Annotated in this window: 28 protein-coding genes, 2 tRNA genes and 2 pseudogenes; 17 read left to right on the forward strand and 15 right to left on the reverse strand. The window is 38.8% G+C overall.

Going from position 1 to position 25,930, the window contains the following annotated elements; translation table 11 throughout:
* Positions 1–299: 299 nt before the first annotated feature.
* A pseudogene (locus K4Z77_RS04580) lies at positions 300–1,446 on the reverse strand (low temperature requirement protein A).
* A gap of 818 nt (positions 1,447–2,264) precedes the next feature.
* Here K4Z77_RS04580 and K4Z77_RS04585 point away from each other — a divergent pair.
* Both K4Z77_RS04585 and K4Z77_RS04590 read left to right on the forward strand, forming a co-directional pair.
* Positions 2,265–3,554 (forward strand): hypothetical protein, encoded by a 1,290-nt coding sequence (locus K4Z77_RS04585; protein WP_001062791.1) that lies wholly within the window; start codon positions 2,265–2,267, stop codon positions 3,552–3,554.
* Between the two features lie 9 nt (positions 3,555–3,563).
* Positions 3,564–4,652 carry an AI-2E family transporter gene (locus K4Z77_RS04590; RefSeq protein WP_224218594.1) on the forward strand — a complete coding sequence of 363 codons (1,089 nt, stop codon included), beginning with the start codon at positions 3,564–3,566 and terminating at the stop codon, positions 4,650–4,652.
* A 137-nt stretch (positions 4,653–4,789) separates the two neighbouring features.
* Here the strand turns inward: K4Z77_RS04590 and K4Z77_RS04595 are convergent.
* The 4 genes from K4Z77_RS04595 to K4Z77_RS04610 all read right to left on the reverse strand — a co-directional run bounded on the left by K4Z77_RS04595 (position 4,790) and on the right by K4Z77_RS04610 (position 7,401).
* Positions 4,790–4,862: transfer RNA gene (locus tag K4Z77_RS04595), tRNA-Lys, on the reverse strand.
* Positions 4,863–4,924: 62 nt separating this feature from the next.
* The gene (locus K4Z77_RS04600; protein ID WP_148886915.1) at positions 4,925–5,440 is read right to left on the reverse strand and encodes a DUF308 domain-containing protein; all 516 of its coding nucleotides are present in this window, start codon (positions 5,438–5,440) and stop codon (positions 4,925–4,927) included.
* A 352-nt stretch (positions 5,441–5,792) separates the two neighbouring features.
* Positions 5,793–5,865, reverse strand: a tRNA-Lys gene (locus tag K4Z77_RS04605).
* A 264-nt stretch (positions 5,866–6,129) separates the two neighbouring features.
* Positions 6,130–7,401, reverse strand: coding sequence for a replication-associated recombination protein A (locus K4Z77_RS04610; RefSeq protein ID WP_224218595.1), 1,272 nt, complete (start codon positions 7,399–7,401; stop codon positions 6,130–6,132).
* 285 nt (positions 7,402–7,686) lie between these two features.
* On the opposite strand from K4Z77_RS04610, the pseudogene K4Z77_RS04615 reads away from it, so the two are divergent.
* The 13 genes and pseudogenes from K4Z77_RS04615 (at position 7,687) to K4Z77_RS04675 (ending at position 18,061) form a co-directional block, all read left to right on the forward strand.
* Positions 7,687–7,933, forward strand: a pseudogene (locus K4Z77_RS04615) (hypothetical protein).
* Complete coding sequence (locus K4Z77_RS04620) at positions 7,923–8,171, forward strand: hypothetical protein (protein ID WP_224218635.1); 249 nt, start codon at positions 7,923–7,925, stop codon at positions 8,169–8,171. The pseudogene K4Z77_RS04615 and the gene K4Z77_RS04620 overlap by 11 nt, the downstream one beginning before the upstream one ends.
* 136 nt (positions 8,172–8,307) lie before the next feature.
* On the forward strand, positions 8,308–8,487 hold the full coding sequence (locus K4Z77_RS04625) for a type II toxin-antitoxin system HicA family toxin (RefSeq protein ID WP_001132279.1): 180 nt from the start codon (positions 8,308–8,310) through the stop codon (positions 8,485–8,487).
* A gap of 36 nt (positions 8,488–8,523) precedes the next feature.
* Complete coding sequence (locus tag K4Z77_RS04630; protein ID WP_224218596.1) at positions 8,524–8,976, forward strand: type II toxin-antitoxin system HicB family antitoxin; 453 nt, start codon at positions 8,524–8,526, stop codon at positions 8,974–8,976.
* A gap of 292 nt (positions 8,977–9,268) precedes the next feature.
* The gene (locus K4Z77_RS04635; protein WP_224218597.1) at positions 9,269–9,739 is read left to right on the forward strand and encodes a DUF3013 family protein; all 471 of its coding nucleotides are present in this window, start codon (positions 9,269–9,271) and stop codon (positions 9,737–9,739) included.
* Between the two features lie 18 nt (positions 9,740–9,757).
* Positions 9,758–10,825: a site-2 protease family protein gene (locus tag K4Z77_RS04640; RefSeq protein WP_224218598.1), complete on the forward strand. Its 1,068-nt coding sequence runs from the start codon at positions 9,758–9,760 to the stop codon at positions 10,823–10,825.
* A 1-nt stretch (position 10,826) separates the two neighbouring features.
* Positions 10,827–11,255 carry an NUDIX hydrolase gene (locus K4Z77_RS04645; protein ID WP_224218599.1) on the forward strand — a complete coding sequence of 143 codons (429 nt, stop codon included), beginning with the start codon at positions 10,827–10,829 and terminating at the stop codon, positions 11,253–11,255.
* Positions 11,256–11,392: 137 nt separating this feature from the next.
* Positions 11,393–12,343, forward strand: a complete 951-nt coding sequence (prmA, locus tag K4Z77_RS04650) for a 50S ribosomal protein L11 methyltransferase (RefSeq protein WP_224218600.1) — start codon at positions 11,393–11,395, stop codon at positions 12,341–12,343.
* Position 12,344: 1 nt separating this feature from the next.
* Entirely contained in the window at positions 12,345–13,088 is a 744-nt protein-coding gene (locus K4Z77_RS04655; protein WP_224218601.1) for a 16S rRNA (uracil(1498)-N(3))-methyltransferase, read from the forward strand.
* Between the two features lie 10 nt (positions 13,089–13,098).
* Entirely contained in the window at positions 13,099–14,895 is a 1,797-nt protein-coding gene (gene pepF / locus K4Z77_RS04660) for an oligoendopeptidase F (protein WP_224218602.1), read from the forward strand.
* 104 nt (positions 14,896–14,999) lie between these two features.
* A complete protein-coding gene (locus K4Z77_RS04665; RefSeq protein ID WP_224218603.1) occupies positions 15,000–16,808 on the forward strand; it encodes an NACHT domain-containing protein in 1,809 nt (602 codons plus the stop codon).
* Positions 16,809–17,134: 326 nt separating this feature from the next.
* On the forward strand, positions 17,135–17,803 hold the full coding sequence (locus K4Z77_RS04670) for an MIP/aquaporin family protein (protein ID WP_224218604.1): 669 nt from the start codon (positions 17,135–17,137) through the stop codon (positions 17,801–17,803).
* 66 nt (positions 17,804–17,869) lie between these two features.
* On the forward strand, positions 17,870–18,061 hold the full coding sequence (locus K4Z77_RS04675) for a hypothetical protein (protein WP_281461079.1): 192 nt from the start codon (positions 17,870–17,872) through the stop codon (positions 18,059–18,061).
* Here K4Z77_RS04675 and queF read toward each other — a convergent pair.
* The 7 genes from queF to K4Z77_RS04710 form a co-directional block, all read right to left on the reverse strand.
* Positions 18,058–18,549: a preQ(1) synthase gene (gene queF / locus K4Z77_RS04680; RefSeq protein WP_000082579.1), complete on the reverse strand. Its 492-nt coding sequence runs from the start codon at positions 18,547–18,549 to the stop codon at positions 18,058–18,060. The two genes, K4Z77_RS04675 and queF, sit on opposite strands and share 4 nt — an antisense overlap.
* A gap of 18 nt (positions 18,550–18,567) precedes the next feature.
* The gene (queE, locus tag K4Z77_RS04685) at positions 18,568–19,284 is read right to left on the reverse strand and encodes a 7-carboxy-7-deazaguanine synthase QueE (protein WP_224218605.1); all 717 of its coding nucleotides are present in this window, start codon (positions 19,282–19,284) and stop codon (positions 18,568–18,570) included.
* A complete protein-coding gene (queD, locus tag K4Z77_RS04690; RefSeq protein ID WP_224218606.1) occupies positions 19,277–19,720 on the reverse strand; it encodes a 6-carboxytetrahydropterin synthase QueD in 444 nt (147 codons plus the stop codon). Before queD ends, queE begins: the two co-directional genes overlap by 8 nt.
* On the reverse strand, positions 19,720–20,373 hold the full coding sequence (gene queC / locus K4Z77_RS04695) for a 7-cyano-7-deazaguanine synthase QueC (protein WP_224218607.1): 654 nt from the start codon (positions 20,371–20,373) through the stop codon (positions 19,720–19,722). The genes queD and queC overlap by 1 nt, the downstream gene beginning before the upstream one ends.
* A gap of 201 nt (positions 20,374–20,574) precedes the next feature.
* Complete coding sequence (gene trxA, locus K4Z77_RS04700; RefSeq protein WP_001029581.1) at positions 20,575–20,889, reverse strand: thioredoxin; 315 nt, start codon at positions 20,887–20,889, stop codon at positions 20,575–20,577.
* Between the two features lie 15 nt (positions 20,890–20,904).
* Positions 20,905–21,126, reverse strand: a complete 222-nt coding sequence (locus tag K4Z77_RS04705) for a DUF4649 family protein (RefSeq protein ID WP_000570251.1) — start codon at positions 21,124–21,126, stop codon at positions 20,905–20,907.
* A gap of 98 nt (positions 21,127–21,224) precedes the next feature.
* Complete coding sequence (locus K4Z77_RS04710) at positions 21,225–21,605, reverse strand: MarR family winged helix-turn-helix transcriptional regulator (protein ID WP_049502453.1); 381 nt, start codon at positions 21,603–21,605, stop codon at positions 21,225–21,227.
* 282 nt (positions 21,606–21,887) lie between these two features.
* On the opposite strand from K4Z77_RS04710, the gene K4Z77_RS04715 reads away from it, so the two are divergent.
* Positions 21,888–22,262, forward strand: a complete 375-nt coding sequence (locus K4Z77_RS04715; RefSeq protein WP_000781325.1) for a CidA/LrgA family protein — start codon at positions 21,888–21,890, stop codon at positions 22,260–22,262.
* Positions 22,259–22,954, forward strand: coding sequence for an LrgB family protein (locus K4Z77_RS04720; protein WP_224218608.1), 696 nt, complete (start codon positions 22,259–22,261; stop codon positions 22,952–22,954). Before K4Z77_RS04715 ends, K4Z77_RS04720 begins: the two co-directional genes overlap by 4 nt.
* A gap of 51 nt (positions 22,955–23,005) precedes the next feature.
* On the opposite strand, the gene gggC is transcribed toward K4Z77_RS04720, so the two are convergent.
* Genes gggC through gggA form a run of 3 tightly spaced genes read right to left on the reverse strand, consistent with a single transcriptional unit; the run spans position 23,006 to position 25,906 of the window.
* Positions 23,006–24,553 carry a streptosactin export ABC transporter GggC gene (gene gggC, locus K4Z77_RS04725; RefSeq protein ID WP_224218609.1) on the reverse strand — a complete coding sequence of 516 codons (1,548 nt, stop codon included), beginning with the start codon at positions 24,551–24,553 and terminating at the stop codon, positions 23,006–23,008.
* Positions 24,546–25,745 carry a streptosactin maturase GggB gene (gene gggB / locus K4Z77_RS04730; RefSeq protein WP_224218610.1) on the reverse strand — a complete coding sequence of 400 codons (1,200 nt, stop codon included), beginning with the start codon at positions 25,743–25,745 and terminating at the stop codon, positions 24,546–24,548. Before gggB ends, gggC begins: the two co-directional genes overlap by 8 nt.
* A gap of 53 nt (positions 25,746–25,798) precedes the next feature.
* Positions 25,799–25,906: a streptosactin gene (gene gggA, locus K4Z77_RS09785; protein ID WP_447466043.1), complete on the reverse strand. Its 108-nt coding sequence runs from the start codon at positions 25,904–25,906 to the stop codon at positions 25,799–25,801.
* Positions 25,907–25,930 lie beyond the last annotated feature (24 nt).

Consider the following 25,930-nt stretch of genomic DNA (forward strand, 5'->3'; position numbering starts at 1 on the left):
GAATTTGTAAGAACTTTTCATATTGAAAATAAACAAAAATGTTGAAATATAGCTGATTTTAGGGAAATACTTTTAGGTGTTTTCAATGTCAGGATTTAAAAATGGGGCAAAAGTGGGGCAAAAACGAATGACTCGTATTTGGTTTGAAAACCTATAATACCTAATGATTATGCTATTCTAGATATATAGTTTTGTTATAAATAAATGTCAGTGCGAGATCAAATTGGAGGATAAAATGGAAAAACAAATTAATGAAAAAAAAGCCTTGGTTCCCAAAGCTTTTTAATCTTATAAACTCATTAAAACAACTCCCAGTAAGGTGTGGAATGTTTTTTAGTCTGTGTCATATAAAAATAAATAGAATGAATAGCTATAGCTAGAGCTAAAATGGTTGTAATACTTACTACTATTATAGGATTAGAAGCAAAGATTAAAGAGAGAATCAAGGCAGCCAGATAGAGTGTAGCTTGGACACAGTAGTAACTTTTCGAATAGCGAAGATAGTGTTTGTTATAGGGCCCATTTGCTAGGACAGCAGCTTGGAAGAGGCCAATTCCGATATAAAAGAAGCTGGTTGCAAAGAGACGATTAGCTTCAGGATTCAGAAGAAAACTCATCGATACAGTCATCATCATAAGCCCAATGAAAATAGGATAGTGACTGTAAATTAGAAATAGCCCCTTTTGATTAGATTTTTCATCAATAGCATGGTCGAATTGACCAAAATAAAACAAGAACAGAGAAATCATAATAATGAAATAAAGAACCGAATAAATCGAGAAATTCTCGATTGTAAAGAAGTTAGCTAGCTCCATAATCATCTCTCCAAACGTAATAATGACAAGAAGGGAGATGCGCTCGATTAAATGGGGGAGAACTATCTGGAAATGATCATCTTTACTAATCGAGGTAATTGGCGTAATAAATGTTAGCAGAATACTAGCATAAAGGATATAGACTCCAATGTAAATAGGAAGAAGAGCTGCTAGATAGATTTCTAAACTTCGTAGACCTGTTATCCATAGAAAACCTTTGATACTTTCCCTATGAACATTATCGGTTGATTTTTTAAAAAACTCAACCAAATATTGAAAAAATAAGGTAAGGGTTAATGTACCAATAGCCCAACAGACATAATGAAAATATTGTTGCCAATCATCTTTAATCAAATTGGATATAAAGAGTAAAAGTCCCATTTTGATAAACATGATTACCATGTTAAATAAAGAGTTCTTTCCATAGCGATTGGTATAAACGGTTTGAATCATCCATGAATCAGTGAGAAGCAAGACAGACATGAAAAAATCAAGCAAAGAATTCCAAGTCAAAATACCGTTATGAAGATGGTGAATTAAAGCAGTTACTTTTGAAATTGCAAAAACAAAAACTAAGTCATAAAAAAAGTTCTGAAAATTCTACACGTTTATGTTTAATAAGAGTTGTCATCTTAAGACCTTTCTATTTTAGAAGTACAATTTATTATAACAGAAAATGGTAATGAGAGAAAAGGATATGCTTAAATAATTTTATGTGGCGCGAATGAACTGCGCCACAAAAGTTAGGTTTTTTCTGTCTAACTTTTGGGGTGCAGTTCAGAAGGGGTGTTTTTTCTATCGTTTTTTAGTGCTAAGACTACACAAAAAAGCCTTGATTCCAAGGCTTTTTCCTGTTGTATTTAGATGCCCCCTACATGAATTTGTAAGAACTTTTCATATTGAAAATAAACAAAAATGTTGAAATATAGCTGATTTTAGGGAAATACTTTTAGGTATTTTCAATGTCATGATTTAAAAATGGGACAAAAGTGGGGCAAAAACCATACAGATTCTAAACTGTATGGTTCTTTTTTTATCTAACCAAGAAAGGTTAAAACTTATTAAAACAAATGCAATCAACTGTTGAAAACTTTTTAGTCCGTGTAATATAAAAACAAGTAAAAAGTTGAACTATAGGGAATATTGTGTCATAATAGGTAATAGATGAATAATTAATAGATTGGAAATAATGCTTTCTTACCTTAACAAGTTGAATTGGTTATACATTTTTTCGTCGCAATTGTGTCTATCTCTCGAGTTTAGCTAGTTTTTATAAGCTCTGGTTTCTAATCAATATAACAAATTTTAGAAGTGCATAAGACAAGATGGTGACATTACTACAGTCATTTCTAGTCACCATATGTTGCTGGCACAGGCTGTTTGTAGTGTTGGCTATTTACTAGTCAGTTTAATCGGAGTGTTTAATTTTTATTGTTGAAAGGTTTTTATATGGCGAAAATTCTATCTTTAGGTCTGACAGGTAAGAAATTACTTGCTCAGGGGTTCTTGTTTGTTCTGCTAGGTCTCATCTTGATGGTCACGGGGACTTGGTTGCCAGTAACAGTTATTCGCCTGGTTCTGTTTTTAGCTTGGATAGCAACGGTCGTAGATTTGCTATTAAGAGTTTTCAAAAAAAGCCAGTCAACGGATACCTTGGGAGTTGCACTGGTTAAATTGTTAGTGCTGGGATATTTGCTTGGCTCCAATCTTGCGACGGATGTGCCGATTTATATTTTGGCTCTTGTGATTGGAGTTTATCAGATTTTTCATGCTAGTATTAACCTTGTCACCTATGTTCTCTACCGCAAAAACAAAATTCGACCTCGTTTTCGTCTCTTACTAGATGGACTCGTACTAGTTTTTCTTGGTGGGACTAGTCTTTTGTCCTCTACAGGAAATTCTGTCTTTCAACTCTTTGTATTAGGGGCTTATTTTTTCCTTTATGGTCTGTCCAATATCCGTGACGGTTTCTTATTTGAAGGGGAAATTGGGAAAAACCATCTCAAACGTCGTATTAGAATTAGCTTACCTATTGTCCTAGCCGCTCTCATCCCTGCAAGAACTTTAGCAAAAATCAACAAATTCATGCAGGAAAATGCTGATGAGAGAGAGGATATCCATCTTGGAATGGTGAAGTCTGGTAAGACAGCGGAGCTTGAAATTTTTGTTCATACAGCTGAGACCTCTCTGTTTTCGGCAATTGGTCATGTGGATATCTGCTATCAAGGCCGTGTTATTTCTTATGGCAACTATGATCCGTCTTCTGAGACCTTATTTGGCATGGTAGGAGATGGTGTCTTATATTTCTGTGATCGTGACAAGTACATTGACCTATGTAAACGTGAGAGTCAAAAAACGCTTTTTGGTTATGGGATAGATTTGACGCCTGAAATGGAAAAAGCAGTTCAGAAAAAGTTGGCTGAATTGAAACAACTGACGATTCCATGGGAGCCAAGTGCAGATAAAATCATGACAGGTGATGGTAAGGAAGACTACACCTACGCTTATAAAATCAGACATGAGACAGATGGGGAACTTTATAAATTTATCAAATCTAAGTTTAAATCCTACTTTGTCTTATCTACAAACTGTGTGCTCTTGGCTGATACCATAGTCGGTCAGGCTGGCACCGATATCCTCTCACCCAAAGGATTTATCGCACCAGGAACTTACCAAGCTTACCTTGACCGAGAGTTTGAAAAACCAAATAGTATAGTCGTATCTAAACATGTTTATTAAGGAGAATTTATGAATTTAGTAAAAAAATACACCCCATTAATCCTTTTTATAGGGCTGGTTACTCTTGTAATTCTGAATGCATCAAGCTTTATATCAGGGGCAGTATCTCTCTTTGAAGTAACTTCTACCTTGATTTATGGTGCTGTCATTGCTTTTGTGCTCAATGTTCCCATGAAAAAAATTGAAGAATTCCTAGTTAAAATGAAGGTAAAGGCAGGGTTGCGCCGTCCGATTGCTATGGTGCTTGTTTTCCTATCTCTTATCTTAATCGTGATCTGTCTTTTGGTTTTGGTGCTTCCAACCCTTGCTCAGACTATTAGTCAGCTGGGAGCAGTCCTTTCAACAGTCCTGACTCAACTTGGGAAATTGCTAGACAGCTCGGAATTTGTAACCAAAGACATGCTGTCAACTATCGTATCAGGAATTCAGGGACAGTCTAGCTCTATTAGTCAAGCTTTGATAACCTTCTTATCCGGTCTGACTAGTAATATCGGCAATATTTTTTCAAGTTTGATGAATGCCTTTTTGATTATAGTCTTCACCTTTTTATTTTTATCCAGTAAGGAACATTTGGCAGCGATGACGAGTCGACTTCTAAAAGTTTTTCTTCCAGAGAAGGTGGTGATAAAGTTGACTTACATTGGACAAGTAGCACTAGAGACTTATGACCAATTTTTGATGAGTCAGCTGATTGAAGCAGTTATCATAGGAGTTATGATAGCGGTTGGTTACAGCGTGTTTGGGATACCCTATGGAGTAATGACAGGTATCTTTGCAGGAGTGCTATCGTTCATTCCTTATGTAGGGCCTATGATTGCTTGTGTTGTGGGAGCGATTTTTATCTTCACAGTGAGTCCTACTCAAGCCTTACTTTCTCTTCTTCTATATCAAGTTATACAGCTGATTGAAGGAAACCTTATTTATCCTAGAGTTGTGGGTCAATCTATTGGCTTACCAGCCCTTTTCACGCTTGCGGCTGCTAGTATCGGAGGGAATCTTTTCGGACTACTTGGAATGATATTCTTTACCCCCGTATTTGCTGTTATCTATCGACTGGTTAAAGAATTTGTCGTTGCAAAGGAAAATCAGGTAGATTAAGAAAAACTAAATTTAATAAGATATACTGAGAAGAGAGTGAGAGATTCTCTTCTCTTTTATTTTTAAATACTTTTCTACAAAAAGCTATTGGACGTCAAAAAATTCTTGGTTTCAAGGCTTATTCCTGTTGATTTAGATGCCCCCTGCAGGGCTCGAACCTGCGCCCCATAGATTAAGAGTCTACTGCTCTACCAACTGAGCTAAGGAGGCAACAGAAAAAGCTGAGAATGTAACTTCCCAGCTATTTTAATATGCCCAAAATGGCAACTAGATTATTTACGAAAGGCCTCAATAATGTAGGTGAAGCCAGTAACTAAAAATGAAAAGGCAATGACATAAACGACAAAGACACCTGTAGCCACTGGATTGAACAGAATCACTAGACCTAGTAAAAATACAAGCAAGGCTACCCACATGATATGGTTGCCAATAATAGGGAAAATCAATCCCAGACGATTGCCTTTAAAGAAAACTATAATGGCTTCTACAATTAACCAAATTCCTAAAATAGTTGGAATGACGACCGGCAGGGTCACAAAGCCATAAGCAACGAGGTAAAGAGCTAAAAGAAGACTAACAAACCCTTGGAAAAGATAAACAGGTGAGCGAAGCTCTTTTGGTGCAGAGAAATAGCCTAAAAGAGCTGCTATAGAAGCAACCAGTAAATCAAATGCAATCCACCAGCTGTAAGCAACAAGATTAGCTACTGGGTGTGTAAATAGGAAAAGTCCTAAAAGGACAAAAACAACTCCTGCAAGGAATAGCAGTAAACGATTAGAAAATTTCATTTCAATACCCCCTATATAGTATAGTATAGTTTGATAATAAAAATATTATACACCTTTTTAGAGGAAATATCAATAAACAAAATGGAAAATTTGGAAGTTTCAGTCTGATTTATGAAAAGAAAATCAGTTTTTATTATTTTGAAAATAAAAAGAGAAGATAAAATTTGTCTTCTCTACATGAAAATATTGTATGGCATCAAAGCAAAAGTAACTGGCTTTACACTATTTGTAAAGATGTAATTTGATTCAAAAAGAAAAGATAGATTTAAAATGTGGGACAAATGATGGGGTAAATCAGTTATAGACAAGCAAAAAAGCCTTGTAAATCAAGGCTTTTCCTGTTGTATTTAGATGCCCCCTACAGGGATCGAACCTGTGACCCACGGATTAAGAGTCCGCTGCTCTGCCAGCTGAGCTAAGGAGGCAAAGAAAAAAGCTGTATTGGTGCCGAAACTTCACGGTTTGTATTGAACCCGCGCAATTAAGCAGGTGGGCAACTCGCTCTAACTGAAGCTGTTTCCGTGTGAGACGGCCTACATGCTGTTAGAAGACTTTTGTTTCCCTAATAATACAAAAAATAGTCGGTCAACACTTAAGTGTGAAGTCGTACACCACAGCGTTTCTATGTTTATATAATACCACTTTTTCAAAAAAAATCAAGAGGAAAGTGCAATTTTTTGAAAAGGATTTCAGATTTTTCGCAAACGGTCGATAGCTTCCTTTCTTTGAGCCAAAGCCCGTTCATATTTACCAGTATCTTCTGCTTGGAAATAGTGATGATTACGAATTTTTTCTGGTAGATAGTCTTGCTTGACCCAATTTCCAGGATAGTTGTGTGGATAGAGATAGTCTTGGGCATTCCCCAGTTCCTTGCTTCCACTGTAGTGCCCATCACGCAGGTGTCGCGGAATAGGCAAGTGCCCTGATGTTTTGAGGTCGGCAAGAGCCTTATTCATAGCTACATAGGCTGAGTTGGATTTTGGAGAAAGGGCCAAATCAATGACGACATTGGCAATGAGAATGCGGGCTTCTGGGAACCCAATCTTTTGGGCAGCATCCAGAGCAGTCACGGTGTGAATCTGGGCTTCAGGATTGGCCAAACCGATATCTTCATAAGCGATAACAGTCAAACGACGAGCGAGACTTGGCAAATCACCAGCTTCGATCAAGCGGGCAGCATAGTGAAGACTGGCATCGACATCTGAGCCACGGATAGACTTTTGCAGGGCAGATAGAACATCATAGTGACCGTCTCCATCCTTGTCCATGGTAATGTAGCTCCGCTGCAGGCTATTTTCCATGATGTCTAGGGTGATATGGCGGATGCCCTTATCATTCTCAGGGGTAGAGAGAACTGCCAAATCCAGTGAGTTAAAGGCGGAGCGCAGGTCTCCGTTTGTAGAGGTTGCGATGAAATCCAGCGCATCCTCATCTAGTTCTACTGGAAAATCAAAACCACGTTCAGGGTTATTTAGAGCTATCTGAAGTGCCTCTTTGACGTCTTGGTTAGACAGAGGTTCCAACTCAAAAATTTGAACACGACTGCGAATGGCAGGAGTGACAGAAAAGAAAGGATTTTCAGTCGTAGCGCCAATCATAATGACCAGTCCACTTTCCAAGAGAGGCAAGAGGAAGTCTTGCTTGGTTTTATCTAGTCTATGAATCTCGTCTAGTAATAGGACGAGACCACCAGAGAATTTAGCCTCTTCCGCAATTTCTTGCAGTCGCTTTTTACTATCAACTGTCGCATTGAAAGTTCGAAAGGTATACTTTGTTGTTCCAGCGATGGCAGAGGCAATACTGGTCTTGCCTATTCCCGGAGGTCCATAAAGAATCATGGAAGACAGGCGGTTGGCTTCCACCATGCGGCGGATGATTTTTCCTTGTCCGACCAGATGCTCCTGACCGATGACCTGGTCGATGGTTTTAGGGCGCATGCGAAGCGCGAGATTGTCTGGCATAGCAGTCCTTTCTAACGTGGATTTTAGTGTCATATTTTTTGAGTAGAATGACTCATCTAATATATCTTACTATGTCCATTCTAGCCTATTAGTTGTGATATTTCAATGGTTTTGTAATAATCAGGGGGCGAGATAGAAGCTTTTTGACTATTTAATTGGATGAGGAGAGATATCAGCATGAAAGAATTGATTTTTCTTAAAGCTCAAAATAGGATAGTTGAGCCTAAAGAAGTGGAATTACTGATTTGAGAAATAATATTGCTAAATGTTATTGCATGAACTATAATGAAAAGAGAGGTGATAAGAAATGGAAAGAATGGAATTACCAAGTCAGGAAATTTTGATTTTTACAAAACAAATTCGTCATTGGATTCTTAGTGATCAAGTTATTTCAGGAAAAAGAAAATTTCTCTTCAGGGAAGATACTCCAAAAGAGATTTTGGATTTGTAAGAAAACATTAAACCTAAACTTGATTTTGCTTACCGAGAGGTTCATTCTAATAATTATGAATTAGAAAAATATGAAAAATAGAATAATTGATGTTTTTAAAGTAGTAAATCGTCTCCTTGTAATAACTGTTGAAAATTCTGATTTGAAAGACTTGAGAGTTAATCAGTTTGTAAAAATTGGATATAAAAAGTATAGGGTCCGCAGTGTTCCTATGATTCATTCAACTCCGCCTCAGTCTGTCTTAAATCGAGATACTTTTACAATTGACTATACAGATGATGATTTGCTTGATAAAGAAGCAGTATTTACTACTCATTAGAAAAATGGGTATGAATAAATTGGCTACCCTTAGAACCACATCTAGGATCTTTGATGGTATAAGAGAATAATACGTCTCATTCTTTACAATACGTGTAACACGTGTTATAATGGTGTTGTCAGGAGGTAAAAGCGCTATGCCTATGACACAAAAAGAGATGGTTAAACTCCTTACGGCTCATGGTTGGATAAAGACCAAAGGCGGTAAAGGCTCCCATATTAAAATGGAGAAGCAAGGGGAAAGACCTATCACAATCCCTCATGGTGAGCTGAATAAGTACACTGAAAGAGGGATACGAAAGCAAGCTGGGTTGTAAAATTCAGCCCCTGCTTTTTGATAGGGAGGTAGTGAAATGTTAGTGACGTATCCAGCTTTATTTTATTATGACGACACAGACGGAGCAGAAGCGACTTATTTTGTCCATTTCCCAGATTTTGAATACTCAGCTACACAAGGCGAGGGGATTTCTGAGGCTTTGGCTATGGGTTCGGAGTGGTTAGGAATTACTGTCGCAGATTTAATAGAGAGTGATGGAGAATTACCTCAGCCATCAGATATCAATAGCTTGTCTTTGATTGAAAATGATCCTTTTAAAGATGATGAAGATTTTGAGTCAACCTATGACCTTGATAAATCTTTTATTTCTATGGTATCTGTTGATGTATCAGAGTACTTAGGAAGTCAGGAACCAATTAAAAAGACCTTAACCATACCAAGATGGGCAGATAAGTTGGGACGAGAAATGGGACTTAACTTTTCTCAGACTTTGACAGACGCTATTGCAGATAAGAAAATACAAGCATAAGATTAAGTGTGACATCGTGGGAATAGTCAATAAAAAAAGCACTCCTAATTGTGCTGGTTACTTGTCTATTGATCCTATATATTTGCTAGCCCTTTCGAGGGCTTTTTGTGTTGAGTTTTTGGAAAAAATAAGGAAATCAACCGTTTAAGAAAATCACTGATACCAAGGGTTTAAATGAGGTAATATGGTATAATTAGGACATAAAATAATTTTGTGGTAAGATGGTAGTATCTATTTTAGCATATTTCCGAGCAATCGGGGCGATTTAAGAGTCGCATAGAAAGAGGACAAAATGGCAACATATGGATTTTTAGATGTTTTAGAGGAAGAGTTGGAGAAGAACTTCCCCTTTGACTTTGAGATTAGTTGGGACAAGCGCAACCACGCGGTTGAAGTGAGTTTTCTATTGGAAGCGCAAAATGCTGCAGGTGTGGAGATGGTGGACGAGGACGGAGAGGTTTCATCAGATGATATCCTCTTTGAGGAAGCAGTGCTTTTTTACAATCCTGCTAAGTCAACCGTCAATGCAGAAGACTATTTGACGGCTATTCCTTACCTACCTAAAAAAGGATTTTCTCGTGAATTTTTAGCTTATTTTGCGCTATTCCTTAAAGATACTGCCGAGGTTGGATTAGATGCTCTCATGGACTTTTTGGAAGACCCAGAAGCAGAAGAATTTGTTATGGAATGGAACCAAGAAGTCTTTGAAGAAGGAAAAGTTGGCTTGAAAGAGGGAGAATTTTATCCTTATCCGAGATACTAGGAGTTGGTTGGAGATTTTATGAAGAAAATTGGGATTTATTTGGTTTATGTGCTAGCTGTTGTCTTTATTATGCTGGCTTTTGCTTGTGGAACAATCGCATTTGCAGAGTTGGGTTATTCCGCAGTTTTAGTCTTTACTTTTGGTTATGCCTTCGCTCTTCTAAGTATGTATTTAATCTTTATTCTTCACGAGCTGGAACATGCTTTTTGTGGCTACTTGACAGGCTATCGGCTGGTGGCTTTTGGGTTAGGACATTTTATTTTGACCAAAAAGTCAGGCAGGTTTCATCTTAGTAGAACAGCCATTCTGAAAAATGTTGGTGCTCAATACATTGGTTTAAAAGAGGATGAAAGCGATCAAAGAATCATCCTGATGCTTTCAGGAGGCTTGATGGTTCATCTCAGCTTGATATTATTGGCGATAGTGTTTGGATTTTTGACAAGAAGCTGGTATTTTGCAGGGACTTGGATTTTTCTTAATTTGTCTTTCTTCCTAAATAACATTTTGCCAGTCGGCATCACCGATGGCGCAAAAATTTGGGAATTGCTACAATACCCTGCAAATACGAAATACGCCTACCTGATGTTGAGGCATTCTGCCCAGACCTTGCTAGCTCCTCAAGAATATGATTTAAAAGACTTTATCATGCCTGTCGATGAGGAGGTGAGAGGGAGTTTTGCAGAAAGTGTTCAGACTCTTCAGGGGTTGGTATTCATATTGGATGATAATATAGAGCTTGCAAAGCAACAGTTTCAGTCTGTGCTAGAGAAAACAGATAATCCAATGTCTAAAACTATTTCTCAATTATACCTTCTTCAAATTGCTCTGATGGAAGGAGATAATAAGAAAGCGGAAGAATATGCAAGTATTCGAGGAGTCAAATCCTTTTTATCTCTAAAAACAGCAGATATGCAGGTCATTCAAGCTCGGTATCAATTTAAGGTAAGGAAAGATGTAGTTCAAACTCACAAGGCTATGAAGATTGCTAGACAGAAAATGAATAGCAGCCGGATGTTACGGGATGAGAAACGCTATTATGAAAACTGGTTAGCCGAGCTGGAAAAGGAATTAACCGAAGGAGTCTAATATGGAAATAGAACTTACTGATTTCCAAGGTTGCAAGATTGCCTTGATTTGTGGGGATAAGGTCTTGACTATCTTACGTGATGACAAGGACGATATCCCTTGTCCCAACATGTGGGAGTTGCCAGGTGGTGGCCGTGAAGGGGATGAAAGTCCCTTTGAATGCGCAGCGCGTGAAGTTTATGAAGAACTGGGAATTCATTTAAATGAAGATTGTTTGCTTTGGGGCAAAATTTATCCTAGCGTAATCTTTGAAGGCAAGCAATCGGTCTTTATGGTTGGTCAGCTAAGACAAGAACAATTTGACAATATTACCTTTGGAGATGAAGGACAGGGCTATCAGCTCATGAATGTTGAGGAATTTCTTAGTTCCAGTCAAGTAGTTCCGCAGTTGCAAGAGAGATTAAAAGATTATTTAAAAGTAAGTGATTAGAAAGGATGGTTCAGTTAAATTTCTAAACTGAACCCGCCCTAAACACTGTGCCAAAAAGATAAACTTCTCTTAGACACAAGCGTCTTCAGAGAATTTCCTATTTTGGCTTTGTGTTTTACGGGCTTGGTGTCTTAAATATGGAAACATGGCAAGAGTTAAAAGTTACAGTGAAGCGTGAGGGAGAGGAGTTAGTTTCTAACCTCCTGATTGAACTGGGGGCGCAAGGTGTTGCGATTGAAGACAGCATGGACTATGTGGGAAATGTGGACCGCTTCGGCGAGATTTTCCCAGAGGTCGAGCAGCAAGAAGAAATCGTTGTGACAGCCTACTATCCTGATACGGTTGATGTGGCAGTGGTTGAGGCGGACTTGCAGGCTCGCTTAGCAGAATTGACGGATTTTATGGATTTGGGAGAGGTCAAAATGGGGACGACTGCCTTGGCTGAGGAAGACTGGGCAGATAACTGGAAGAAATACTATGAGCCCACTCGCATCACTCATGATTTGACCATCGTGCCGTCTTGGACAGAATACGAGGCGACTGCGGGAGAAAAAATTATCAAGCTAGATCCAGGAATGGCTTTTGGGACTGGGACGCATCCAACGACCAAAATGAGCCTTTTTGCCTTGGAGCAGGTTCTTCGTGGTGGGGAAACGGTGCTGGATGTAGGGACTGGTTCAGGGGTTCTCTCTATTGCCAGCTCGCTGCTTGGTGCCAAGGAAATCTTTGCCTACGACCTGGATGATGTGGCAGTTCGAGTTGCTCAGGAAAATATTGAGCTAAACCCTGGTATGGAAAACATCCATGTAGCAGCAGGAGACTTGCTTAAGGGTGTTGAGATTGAAGCAGATGTCATCGTGGCTAATATCTTGGCGGATATTCTCATTCATCTGACAGAGGATGCTTATCGCTTGGTCAAGGATGAAGGCTACCTCATCATGAGTGGCATTATCAAGGATAAGTGGGACATGGTGCGCCAGTCGGCTGAATCAGCTGGATTTTTCCTTGAAACTCATATGATTCAAGGGGAATGGAATGCCTGCGTCTTTAAGAAAACCAAGGATATCTCTGGTGTGATTGGAGGCTAGTATGCAGCAGTATTTTGTCAAGGGTAATGCTACCTCGCCAGTCACCATTGAGGACAAGGAAACCAGCAAGCATATGTTTCAGGTCATGCGCTTGAAAGAAGATGATGAGGTTACTTTGGTTTTTGATGATGGGATTAAACGTTTGGCGCACGTGCTGGATGTGGAAGCTCGTCAGTTTGAATTGGTAGAAGAACTAGATGACAATGTGGAGCTGCCCGTCCAAGTGACCATTGCATCTGGTTTTCCCAAGGGAGACAAGCTGGAGTTTATCACTCAGAAAGTAACAGAACTAGGTGCCAGTCAAATCTGGGCCTTTCCTGCTGACTGGTCAGTAGCCAAATGGGATGGCAAGAAATTGGGTAAAAAGGTTGAAAAACTAGAAAAAATCGCTCTTGGAGCAGCAGAACAAAGCAAGCGAAATCGTGTCCCAAGTATCCAGCTTTTTGAAAAGAAAGCAGATTTTCTAGCTCAGTTTGACCAGTTTGACTCTATCATAGTAGCCTACGAAGAGTCAGCCAAAGAAGGTGAAGCTGCTGCTCTTTTACAAGCAGTTAGTGACCTTGAAAAAGGAGCCAAATTGCTCTTTATCTTTGGTCCAGAAGGTGGCCTGTCACCTGCAGAAATAGAAAGTTTTGAAACTAAGGGAGCAGTCTTGGCAGGGCTTGGTCCTCGTATTTTGCGAGCAGAAACAGCACCGCTTTACGCCTTATCAGCCCTTAGTGTTTTATTAGAATTAGAGAAATAAGAGGAAGAAAATGGAACAAAAACACCGTTCAGAATTTCCAGAGAAGGAACTTTGGGATTTAACAGCCCTATACCAAGACCGTGAGGATTTCTTACGTGCAATCGAGAAGGCTCGAGAAGACATCAATCAATTTAGCCGTGACTACAAGGGCAATCTTCACACTTTTGAAGATTTCGAGAAGGCCTTTGCGGAATTGGAACAAATCTACATTCAGATGAGCCATATTGGCAACTATGGCTTTATGCCACAGACGACAGACTATAGCAATGAGGAATTTGCTAACATCGCCCAAGCTGGGATGGAATTTGAAACAGATGCTAGCGTAGCCTTGACCTTCTTTGACGATGCCTTGGTGGAAGCCGATGAGGAAGTCTTGGATCGTTTGGGTGAATTACCTCACTTGACGGCAGCTATTCGTCAGGCTAAAATCAAAAAAGCTCATTACCTTGGGGCTGATGTGGAGAAGGCCTTGACCAATCTAGGAGAAGTTTTCTACAGTCCGCAGGACATTTATACTAAGATGCGAGCTGGGGATTTTGAAATGGCTGACTTTAAAGCTCATGGCAAGACTTATAAAAACAGCTTTGTGACCTATGAGAATTTCTACCAAAACCATGAGGATGCTGAGGTTCGTGAAAAATCTTTCCGTTCCTTCTCAGAAGGTCTTCGTAAGCACCAAAATACGGCTGCGGCAGCCTATTTAGCCCAAGTCAAGTCTGAAAAACTTCTGGCAGATATGAAGGGTTACGACTCAGTCTTTGATTATCTTCTGGCTGAGCAGGAAGTGGATCGTGCCATGTTTGACCGCCAGATTGACCTCATCATGAAGGATTTTGCGCCCGTTGCTCAGAGATACCTCAAGCATGTTGCCAAGGTCAATGGTCTTGAAAAGATGACCTTTGCTGACTGGAAATTGGACTTGGATAGTGCCCTCAATCCTCAAGTGACCATTGACGATGCCTATGATTTGGTCATGAAGTCAGTAGAACCTTTGGGGCAAGAATATTGTCAGGAAGTTGCTCGCTATCAAGAAGAGCGCTGGGTGGACTTTGCTGCCAATAGTGGCAAGGATTCTGGCGGTTATGCGGCGGATCCATATCGCGTGCACCCATATGTCCTCATGAGCTGGACAGGCCGTTTGAGCGATGTCTATACCTTGATTCATGAAATCGGTCATTCTGGTCAATTCATCTTTTCTGACAATCACCAAAGCTATTTCAACGCCCACATGTCTACCTACTATGTTGAAGCACCGTCAACTTTCAATGAATTGCTCCTCAGTGACTACTTGGAGCACCAGTCTGACGACCCTCGTCAAAAACGTTTCGCTCTTGCTCACCGCTTGACAGACACCTACTTCCATAACTTTATCACTCACCTTTTGGAAGCAGCCTTCCAACGTAAGGTTTATACATTGATTGAAGAAGGAGAAACCTTCGGGGCAAGCAAACTCAACAGTATTATGAAGGAAGTCTTGACGGATTTCTGGGGAGATGCCATTGAAATTGACGACGATGCGGCTTTAACTTGGATGCGCCAAGCTCACTACTACATGGGCTTGTATAGCTATACTTACTCTGCTGGTCTTGTTATCTCGACTGCGGGTTACCTCCATCTGAAACATTCAGAAACTGGAGCTGAAGATTGGCTCAATCTCCTTAAATCAGGTGGTAGCAAGACACCACTTGAGTCAGCCATGATTATCGGTGCTGATATTTCAACAGATAAACCACTCCGTGATACCATCCAATTCTTGTCAGACACAGTTGACCAGATTATTGCCTACAGTGCTCAGTTGGGAGAGTAGGGGGATAAGAAAAATACTCTATAATAAAGTTGATCTTTTTGAAAATCCGATATACAATATGTCATTGTTTATTTAATATTTACAGAAGATGATAGGAGAATATAATGCCAGTTACCAGTGAAAAATCTATTACAAATGCATTAGTAAAAATGCTTCCCAAATTATGGGCGAGGAGTAAAAAATTTTATAATGATAAACAGTTTAAAGTCGAAAGCGAATTAGGAGTTGTTTTCAAAGATTACTTGGAATATTCATATGAAAAATATTCTACTGTAAAGACATTATTATACAAAAATGAAGGTAAATTTTTATATAATTTTTATGAACCACAGTTTTTAGAATCTGGAAATGGAGAGGTTGTTGACACTACAAATTCAAGTTTGATTTTTCAGAAAAATAATAAAATAATTGTTACTGGAACTGGCGGTGTAGGTAAATCTATGCTCATGAAGCATATATTTATAAACCAAATAGACACTGCAAGTAGCATTCCAATTTTCATAGAATTAAAATCTATAAATGAGAAACCATTGGATGATTTTGATTTTGAATTATTTATTTTTGAAGAGATTAAATGTCATCATTTGAATATAGAGAGAGAACATTTTCAAGAAACACTAAAATCTGGCGCATATACTATAATATTTGATGGACTTGATGAAATTATATCTACTCATAGAAATGTGTTAGACAAATCATTAAAAGAATTTGTAGATATATATAATAAAAATAGGTATATTCTTAGCTCTCGCCCGTCCGATGATTTTATAGGTTGGTCTAATTTTTTAGAATATGAGATTAAGTTACTGACTAAAGAGCAGGCTGTTTCTCTCATTTTAAAATTAGAGTATGAATCAAAATTAAAAAATAAGTTTGCAAAAGAATTAAAAGATACATTATATGATAACCATGAATCTTTTGCTTCAATCCCTCTGTTGTTAACTATTATGTTAATGACATATGAAGATGGTGCATCTATTCCCAATAATCTAACTGATTTTTACAACCTAGCATTTTATACTCTCTATCAAAAACATGATGCATCGAAATCGGGCTATAAAAGAGAATTGAAATCGAATTTATCTCTTGAACAATTTAAAGAAGCTTTATCTTATCTAGCAATGAAAACGTTTTTCAAAGGACAGATAACCTTTAATACTGACAGTTTTAATTCTTATCTTGATTCTTTCAAAGAAAAAAATACAGTGAAGTTTGTAAATTCAGATTTTATTAGGGATTCTATTTCTAATGTGTGTATGATTTTACAAGATGGTGTTTCTTATAAGTTTTCTCATAGATCATTTCAAGAATATTTTGCTGGTGTTGGAGTTAGTAAATTAGATGATCAAACGCAAAAGAAACTTTTAACTTCATGGGCTATTGAAGATGGAAATCACATTGCATATAATAAAACGTTTCTTACAACCTTATTAACAGTTCAACAAAATCGAATATATTTAAATTTATACGTTGAACTAATAAATAGAGTAAAAGTATTATATAAAAGTTCACAGGATTTAGGAGAGTTTATAAGTATTTTCTTTAGAGTATTTAAGCTAGCTAATAATCCATTTAAAAAAAATTCAGAGAGAATAGGTTTTATTATTAACGAAGATTACAGGGCGTTCTATCGAATACATTTTAAGGTTATTGAAGATTCTGGTTTGAACATAGATGATATAGATGATACAGAAATAATAGATGAGTGTTCTAAAAAACTAATTAAATTCTTAGAAAAAAAAGGAGATGTGAATTATACTCAATTCCCAGAAGAATATAAAGAGGATCTATGTAAGTGGATTGAATCATGGTTTGTTAAAAGATTGGATTTTATTTTTGATTGGTCTTCCAAGATTATCGAAAATAATAAAACTAAGAAAAGAACAACAGCTTCTATAATTGATGATATTTGATTTTTATCGTGTAAAATAAAAAATCTAATTGCTCCCTAAAGAATACTCTTTATCAAAATCAGTCTAGTCCTATTGAGGGTTGTTTTATTGATTGACTTACCTACTCTCTTTCTTGTTTTGAGTTGATACGACAGGATTCGATGCAATTGCTGGAGGGAAAACTCCATCTAAAAAATAATAGGAAGCCATCTTCGGATGGCTTTTAATGTAAACACCCTTCCTAAAAGCTGACTTAGTCTCCTGGTGTATTTTCCAATCAATTTTCTTGAAACCCTTTCCTTCTTTTGATAGACTAGTATCTAGTTTTTGAAAAAAGGAGAAAGAAAATGAAAAAATTTGTTGCTGAGTTAATCGGTACGTTCATGCTTGTGTTCGTCGGAACAGGAGCTGTTGTTTTTGGAAATGGTCTTGATGGCCTAGGTCACCTTGGAATTGCCTTTGCCTTTGGTTTGGCAATCGTGGTTGCAGCTTACTCAATCGGAACTGTTTCAGGTGCTCACTTGAACCCAGCTGTTTCGATCGCTATGTTTGTAAACAAACGTTTGTCATCTTCAGAGCTTGTAAACTACATCCTTGGGCAAGTAGTTGGAGCTTTCTTAGCATCTGCTTCTATCTTCTTCCTCTTGGCTAATTCAGGTATGTCAACTGCTAGTCTTGGTGAAAATGCCTTGGCAAACGGTGTCACTGTCTTTGGTGGTTTCTTGTTTGAGGTTATCGCAACTTTCTTGTTTGTTTTGGTTATCATGACTGTGACTTCAGCAAGCAAGGGCAATGGCGCGATTGCTGGTTTGGTAATCGGTTTGTCCTTGATGGCGATGATTCTTGTGGGATTGAACATTACTGGACTTTCAGTAAACCCAGCTCGTAGCTTGGCACCAGCTGTCTTGGTAGGTGGCGCAGCCCTTCAACAAGTATGGATTTTCATCCTTGCCCCAATCGCTGGTGGAGTTCTTGCAGCCCTCGTTGCTAAAAACTTCCTTGGAACAGAAGAATAATTGAAACTCAAAAAGCCTTGCTCCTCATCTTGAGGAACAGGGCTTTTTCGTATCTGTTTATACTCAATGAAAATCAAAGAGCAAACTAGGAAACTAACCGCAGGTTGCTCAAAGCACTGTTTTGAAGTTGTAGATAAAACTGACGAAGTCAGCTCAAAACATGGTTTTGAGGTTGTAAATGAAACTGACGAAGTCAGTAATCATACATACGGCAAGGTGACGTTGACGCGGTTTGAAGAGATTTTCGAAGAGTATTAGCGGTTGTCAATCTTCTCTGGATAAAGGTCGTGTTGGAATAGGCGTTGTTCTGCCAATCCTTCATACTTAGTTCCAGGCTTACCGTAGTTGTAGTAGGGGTCAATTGAAATGCCACCGCGCGGAGTGAATTTTCCCCAGACTTCTAAATAGCGAGGGTCTAGCAAGTTGACCAAGTCTTTCCCGATGGTGTTGATACAGTTTTCGTGGAAATCTCCATGATTTCGGTAGCTAAAGAGGTAGAGTTTGAGGGATTTTGATTCAACACAGAGTTTGTCAGGAATGTAGGAAATATAAATGGTCGCAAAGTCTGGTTGAGCAGTGATTGGGCAAAGAGAGGTAAATTCAGGACAGTTGAATTTGATGAAATAGTCATTTTCCACATGACGATTGTCAAAAGATTCGAGGACTTCTGGTTGATAGTCGAAAATGTAGTTGGTTTCTTTGTTGCCGAGGAGGCTTAGGTTTTTCATTTCTTCTTGTTGTGACATAATTTTTTCTTTCTAATCTTAAACACCACGTTGGTTGTCGTAGAGGAGAGTATGCAGTTGTGGAAGGACGCGGACATTGCCCCAGCTATCGTCAGCAGCGATGCGTTCCCAGAGTTCTTTGAGGCGGTCCAGTTGCTCTTGGACAATATTGCCTGTAGCCTTGGGCTCAGGATTTCCTGCTGATAAGAAGAGAACATCTGGTTGGTAGCGTTCTTGAATGCCTTTAGCAAAGGCCAAATCTGCATCATCAAAGACAGGGATTTTAAAGGTGACCTTGTCTGGATCCAATTGGGAAACGATAAAGTCTAAGGTCTCGAAGTTGACCTCCATCTTGGAGGAAGGAGGTTTGGGACTCAGAGTGACCTGGTCGATGTCTTTTAACCAATTTTGCCAGCGGGAGCCTTGGGTCTCAACAGCTAGAGTGACACCGCGTTCCTTGAGCTTAGTAACCAGTTCAGCCATATTGGCTGCTAGGATAGCGGGATTTCCGCCAGACAGGGTGACATAGTCGTAGCTCCCCAATTTATCTAACTCAGCAATGACCTCGTCAGCAGTCATACGAGTTGGCTTTTCAGAACCATCCCAAGTAAAGGCAGAGTCACACCAGTCGCAGTGGTAGTCGCAACCTGCAGTGCGGACAAACATGGTTTTCTGCCCAATAGCACGACCTTCACCTTGAAAGGTAGGGCCAAAAATTTCCAGAACTGGTAGTTTGAGGACACGTTCCCTAGTCATCTAACCACTCCCGTCTAAATTCTGCAAAGGCAGTCGGAGTTTCATAGAGGCGAACGTATTCCAAACGGAGACCGCGCTCGTCTGGCAACTCTTGGTTCATGGTTTGGAAAATCCAGTAAACCATATTTTCAGCAGTCGTGTTCATATAGGGAAGAGTTTCATTGAGATAGCGATGATCCAAGTGGGGCTCTAAGTAGTTCTTGTAGATCGCTTTGATATCTCCGAAATCGTAGGTCATGCCACGTTCATCTAAAAATCCACTGACAGCAATCTGCAGATGATAGGTGTGGCCGTGCAGGGACTTGCATTTTCCCTCATAGTGAAAGAGGTGGTGGGCAGCATCAAAGGTAAATTCTTTTGATACCAAGGTTCTGTGATGATTGTAGACAAGAGACTCCCCGGTTTCCTGTTTGATTTCTTTGGGTGCAAAAAACATTAGTTCTCTCCTTTCTGTGAGAGATAAACATCTAGACCATGTTGACGTAGGTGGCAGGATGGACAATCTCCACAACCACTTCCGATAATCCCGTTGTAGCAGGTTAAGGTCTTTTCACGAACATAGTCAAAGGCACCGAGTTGGTCGGCTAATTCCCAAGTTTCAGCCTTGTCTAGCCACATGAGAGGTGTTTGGATAACGAAGTCGTAATCCATGGCAAGGTTGAGGGTAACATTAAGGGATTTGACAAAGACATCTCGACAATCGGGGTAGCCTGAGAAGTCTGTCTCGCAGACACCTGTCACGATATCTTTAATACCTCGTTGCTTAGCAAGGACTGCCGCAAAGGACAGAAAGAGGTGGTTGCGACCGTCAACAAAAGTATTGGGAACCTCTCCCTCTTTTTGCTCAATTTCCAGATCAGAGGTCAGGGCATTTTCAGTGATTTGCCCCAGCAGAGACATATCTAGGATATGATGACGAATGCCCTGTTCCTTAGCGATTTCTCTAGCGACTTGAATTTCGAGATGATGGCGTTGGCCGTAGGCAAAGGTAACGGCTTCGACCGTTTCATAGTGTTCTTTAGCCCAAAATAGGCAGGTTGTAGAATCTTGACCGCCACTAAAGACGACCAAGGCTGATTGACGTTTCATAGTACTCCTTCCAAAATGGGAAATGTTCAGAGCACGCAAAAAGCTCCCTTGAGGGAGCTAAAAAATACCAAGTAGAGGTTTTTTTTAGCGATGGCATGTCCCAAACATCGTAATATTCTACTTACAGTCTAGCATATTTTTTGAAAAATGGCAAAGGACAATAAAAAAGAGACCAAAGCAAGTACTTGGTCTCTAATGTGATTAGCTCAATTCAGCAACGATGGCCTTGATTTGTTCTGCTGTGTGAACACCAGCAACTTGTTTGACAACTTGGCCGTCTTTTTTGAAGAGAAGAGTTGGGATAGACATGATTCCAAAAGCACGAGCTGTGTTTGGATTTTCATCAACGTCCATTTTAACGATTTTCAAGACATCTTCTGAAAGTTCTTCAGACAATTTATCCAAGATTGGACCTTGCATACGACATGGACCACACCAAGTTGCCCAGAAGTCTACCAAGACCAAACCGTCTTTTGTTTCTTGTTCGAATGTTGCATCTGTAATTGCTTTTGCCATTGTATTTCTCCTTTTTTAGTTATATTGGCTTAAATCTTGTTTCATGAGATAGAAGAAGACATCTCCATAAGTCCCATGGTAGTCCAAATCATGACCGTTGTAGGTCAATTTTTGAACAGGGTAGTAGTCTGCGACTCCGATAAGGCAAGCTTGTTGTGAACGATCAAAGTCGTCATAAGATTCGAAAGTTACAGTTCTTTCGTTCTTGCTGGCATCTAGATAGGTAATTTCAATCATTTTTAAAACTCCTTTGTTTAATGATGACTTTATTTTACTCCTTGTAAAAGAGAATGTCAAGAAAAATGATTGCGCACGCAACTTTTTCTAAAATCACCTTAAATCAAGAAATCCAAACCAGTTTCCAAGCTTGCTTCGACGGCCTTTTGTAGAGAGGCCAATGTCTTTTGCCCATCGCTTGTCAGACAGATAAAGCTAGAGCGTCGATCTTGATCACAACATCTGCGACTAAGTAGACCGCAATTTTTAGCTTCCAAACGAGCCACCATCCGAGAAACAGCGCTCGGGCTAAGATGAAGCTTATCTGGCAGGTCAATCTGGCGTAGAGATTTTTCTTGGGCCAAGTCCAGATAGTAGAGCAGGTAAAACTCTTTCAAGGTCAGACTTTGTTCGCTCTGCTGGGCAATGGTCTCTTCCAAAAGACTTTCAATTTCTTTCTGACGCCGATTGAAGTCAAACCATTTTTCCAAATAAGTCATAGTATCTCCTTTCTTTTTAGAGTTATAACATAGAAGAATGTCCATTCACGGACAGTCTCTGCATCACAAGATGATTGCGCATGCAATAATTATACTACTTTTAAATCAAGCTGGCAAGAAGGACGCTGGCATCTCTTATCCTAAATCATGCCTGTTTTCACAAGTCTTTAATTGTCTATATTCCCTTTTCTCCCTATTTTTATTAACTTTTGCGCATTTCCTTGAAATTTTCTGAAAAAAGAGTAAACTGGTATGCAAGAAGTCTATTTCGTGGAGTTTAGGATGAAATTATATGTTCAATTAATGATTCTCTTTGTGATTTCTCTAATCGGAGAGGGAATTTCCAGTTTCTTTCATTTGCCTATCCCAGGCAGTATTATCGGTTTGATTATTCTCTTTCTAGCCCTACAATTTAAGTGGCTGAGAACCAGACATGTCAACATGGTCGGGAATTTCTTGCTGGCCAATATGACTATTCTCTTTTTGCCACCAGCAGTGGGAATCATGGAGAAGTTTGATGTGATTGCTCCCTATCTTTTGCCTATCGTCTTGATTGTCTTTTTTGCAGCTGTTATCAATATTATCCTTATAGCCCTAGTGGTTCAGTTCATCAAGCGACGGTTTGAGGGAGATTATGAGAAAGGAGATGCCAAATGACTGAATTTGTTTCCAATCCCCTGTTTGGGCTTGCCCTGTCTATCCTAGCTTATCTAGTGGGAATGCTGATTTACAGACGCTTCCCCCATCCATTGACAACGCCCTTGCTTTTGTCAGCTGTTTTCATTATCATCTTTCTAAAAGTGACGGGTATTTCTTACCAATATTACTACCAAGGTGGGGTTTATCTGAACAACTTGATTGTCCCATCGACCGTGGCTCTAGGGATTCCGCTTTATAAGAGTTTTCACTTGATGAAGCACCATGCTCGGAGTATTCTCTTTGGTAGTCTGTTAGCAGTAGTTGTCAATACCTCTTTCACAGCACTTGTAGCTAAGATTTTTGGCATGGACTTTTTCCTAGCCATTTCACTCTTTCCTAAGTCAGTGACAACCGCCATGGCGGTGGGAATCACAGAAAAATTGCAAGGTTTGACGACTGTGACCTTGGTGGTTGTAGTGGCGACTGGGATTTTAACCAGTGTCATCGGCCCAACACTTTTGAAGTGGTTGAAAATAGATGATCCAGTAGCTGTTGGTCTTTCTCTTGGAGGAACAGGCCACGCAGTTGGAACGGGAACAGCCTTCCGATACGGCTCTGTAGCAGGAGCTATGGGTGGTTTGGCTATCGGTGTTACCGGTATTCTCTATGTCTTTGTCAGCCCTATTGTAGCCAGTTTGATATTGAGTTAAAAAGCAAGGAATTTGGGTTCCTTGCTTTTTAAAATAGTATGTTATAGAATACTACTTTTCTTTGTTTAAGTGAATGACTTGGTCGTAGTGTTTTAAGTCTTCTTCTGTGTAGTGGTGAATGACTTCTATGACTGTCTGTGGTAGGGAGAAGAGCAAGTCGCTAATTTTTCTGCTATTTTCCGAGTCAAGATTGGCCTTAATCTCATCTGCTAAGATGAGTTGGCTATCATGGTAGAGGGCGCGAGCGATTTCGAGGCGTTGTTTCTCGCCACCAGACAGACTATCATTGCTGAGCGTTCGATTTTTCAAATGTTCTAATCCTGTTTTTTTGAGGATGTAAGTTAAGTGTTCCTCCTTTTTATCCAGTCCTAGAAGGATATTGTCTTCCAGAGATAGCGTGTCAAAGTAATGGCTATCTTGGAGGATATAGGAACTAAAGCTTGTGATTTCTTGACGTGACAGGTTTTGACCAGCAAAGCTAATCTGTCCACTTGTTGGTGTCTCTTCTCCATGAATGATATTGAGCAGGGTTGTCTTACCAGAGCCACTTTCCCCGATAATGGCAATTTTTTCTCCTTGCTTGATGTGCATGGAAATCGGAGACAAGAGGATATTCCCATCTTTTTCTAGGGAGATGCTCTTAAGCTGGATAGGGAAAATGTTTTCTATGCTTCTAGGCGAGATGAAGTCAGACTGGCCTAAAAGTTTTTGGTATTTATTGAGAAGAGTTCGATTCGCTTTTCGGGTGTTGGTAAAGTAAGCCAACTCTTGGAATTGATAGCCGATATTATGAGAAACCAGATAGATGGCCACAAAACTCGCCGCATCTAAATAATTATAGTAGGTCATAAAGCCACCGATGACGATTGGTGTGACAGAACAAAAGGCATCGATGCTATTGATAAAAAGACTGTTTAAAGTTCGTTGTTTTTCATAGTTGATTTCGGCATCCAGACTGGTTTGTAATTGCTTTTGGTAGCGAGCAAAAAAGAAATCTTGTCCCTGATAATGGCGAATTTGTTGGCTGCCACCAATAAAATTTGTCAAGCTTGATAAGTAGCTCTGGTTAACAGTTGACCGCTTTTCAGAAAGTGAATCCAAGCGCTTTGATCCGATAGCACTGCAGAGTACAGGAAAGGAGTAGAAGAGGATGAAAATCAAGCCTAAGTAAAAATTGGTCCATAGGGCATAGAGAATGGACACAGTTGTGAAGCCAAGAGAAGAAATGATGATGACCGTTGGCTCAATATAGCTTTCTTCTAGTTGCTTGACGTCGTTTTCTAGGTCAGACAAAATATCCTTTTCATCAATCTCATAACTGTTTAAAAATCGCTTGAAAATAGCACTCTTGATTCCATATTTGAAGTCAGTAATCAAACGGGCGTAGTAATAGCGTTTCCCAGCCAAACCTAGTAAGAGGATGAGATTACCAAGGATTCCTAGAATCAATACTTTCCAAAGAATGCCTAGCTCTTGATTGGTAAAACTAGCAACAATATTTTGAACAAGGGCTGGTGTGATAATCGCTTCCAGCCAAGTAATGGCAATAGAAAAGAAGTAAAGTACGAGGTGCTTCTTGGAAAAGAAATTTTTAAGCATAGCGGATAAACCTTTTGAAATTATTAACGAGTTTAGATATTTTGGATTGATCTTGTGAAAGATAAATAATTTCTTTAATACAATATTCCATTAATTCAGGCTTATGACATTCTATAAATTGTCCATCTTCGTTAATTACTGAAGAATAACCATCAATGATATTGGCAACGCATTCAAGACACATACCTTTACACCAACAATCTTTACATTGTTGGAAGTATTCTTTATTATTAAATAGCTCTGCTTTAGAGCTATTATGAGTTCCCCAAAATCTAAAACACAATTTTTTGCTACCATCAACATCAAAAGTTATGGTATTTGAAGGATCTATATCGTCGCAGAATGTATGATTAGTACTCTTATAAATCATAGAAATTAAAACATCATATAAGATGGGACTTATAAAAGCTTTTTCATTATTTTCAACAATATTATTTATAGAATCAGTAATGAATTTTTTCCTATCTACTAAGCTTTTTTCCATTTCTTTAACCACAAGCACCTTATTTTTACTAAATACGTCATTGATGTTAAAGTGTACATCCATATTTGTAAAATATTGGAAAATATCATCTCTACTTAGAGAATGTAATTGATGTAGTCTAGTGTATGTTGAAGCAATTTCAAAATTAGTGTAGTTTATAGTTTTTAAATAGTGGATAAATTTAGTAGTTTTACGATGGCTACCTTTACCTCTTAATTTATCATGTATAAATTCTGGACCATCTAGACTAATAGTTAGATATGGTTGGAAATTATCTATTATTTTTTTAACATTATTATTTAGTACTGTTCCGTTAGTCACGGTTTCTATTTTAAGTATAGTTGTAAATTTGGAAAATTCTTTAATAATGTATTCGAATAATTGAGTATTAAGAAAAGGTTCTCCACCAAATAGGATAAGTCTATTAATTTGTGTTATACCTCTAAATTTGACTTCGTTAATAATATTATCAGCAGTATCTAGAGTCATGATTTTATTATCCATGCCGTAATTTCCACCATCCGCATAACAGTAAGAACAGGATAAATTGCAACTGTTAGATATGTTAATAACAATTTTTTGTAAAACATTTTTGGGGATGTAGGGGGGCTTATAGGAGGTAGTTCCCTCTACTGAAGAAGTAGATAATGTGAATTTCTCACTATCGAAATAATAATCCCCAATGTTAGTATATATTTTTTTTAGCATAATATCACCATTATAAAATAAAGGAGACGAGTGAGAACTCGTCTCATAGAAAACTATCGTCCGCCACCACAAGAATGGCTTGGACCACAATGACCTGGTACGGAGTAAGTTTGATCTGTATCTAATAGATCTTCAAGGTCAATAATTTGCACTGTTCTCATATTTTCACCTCCTTAATTTGATGA

The organism is Streptococcus mitis subsp. hohhotensis, from assembly GCF_020089495.2.
Taxonomy (GTDB): domain Bacteria; phylum Bacillota; class Bacilli; order Lactobacillales; family Streptococcaceae; genus Streptococcus; species Streptococcus hohhotensis.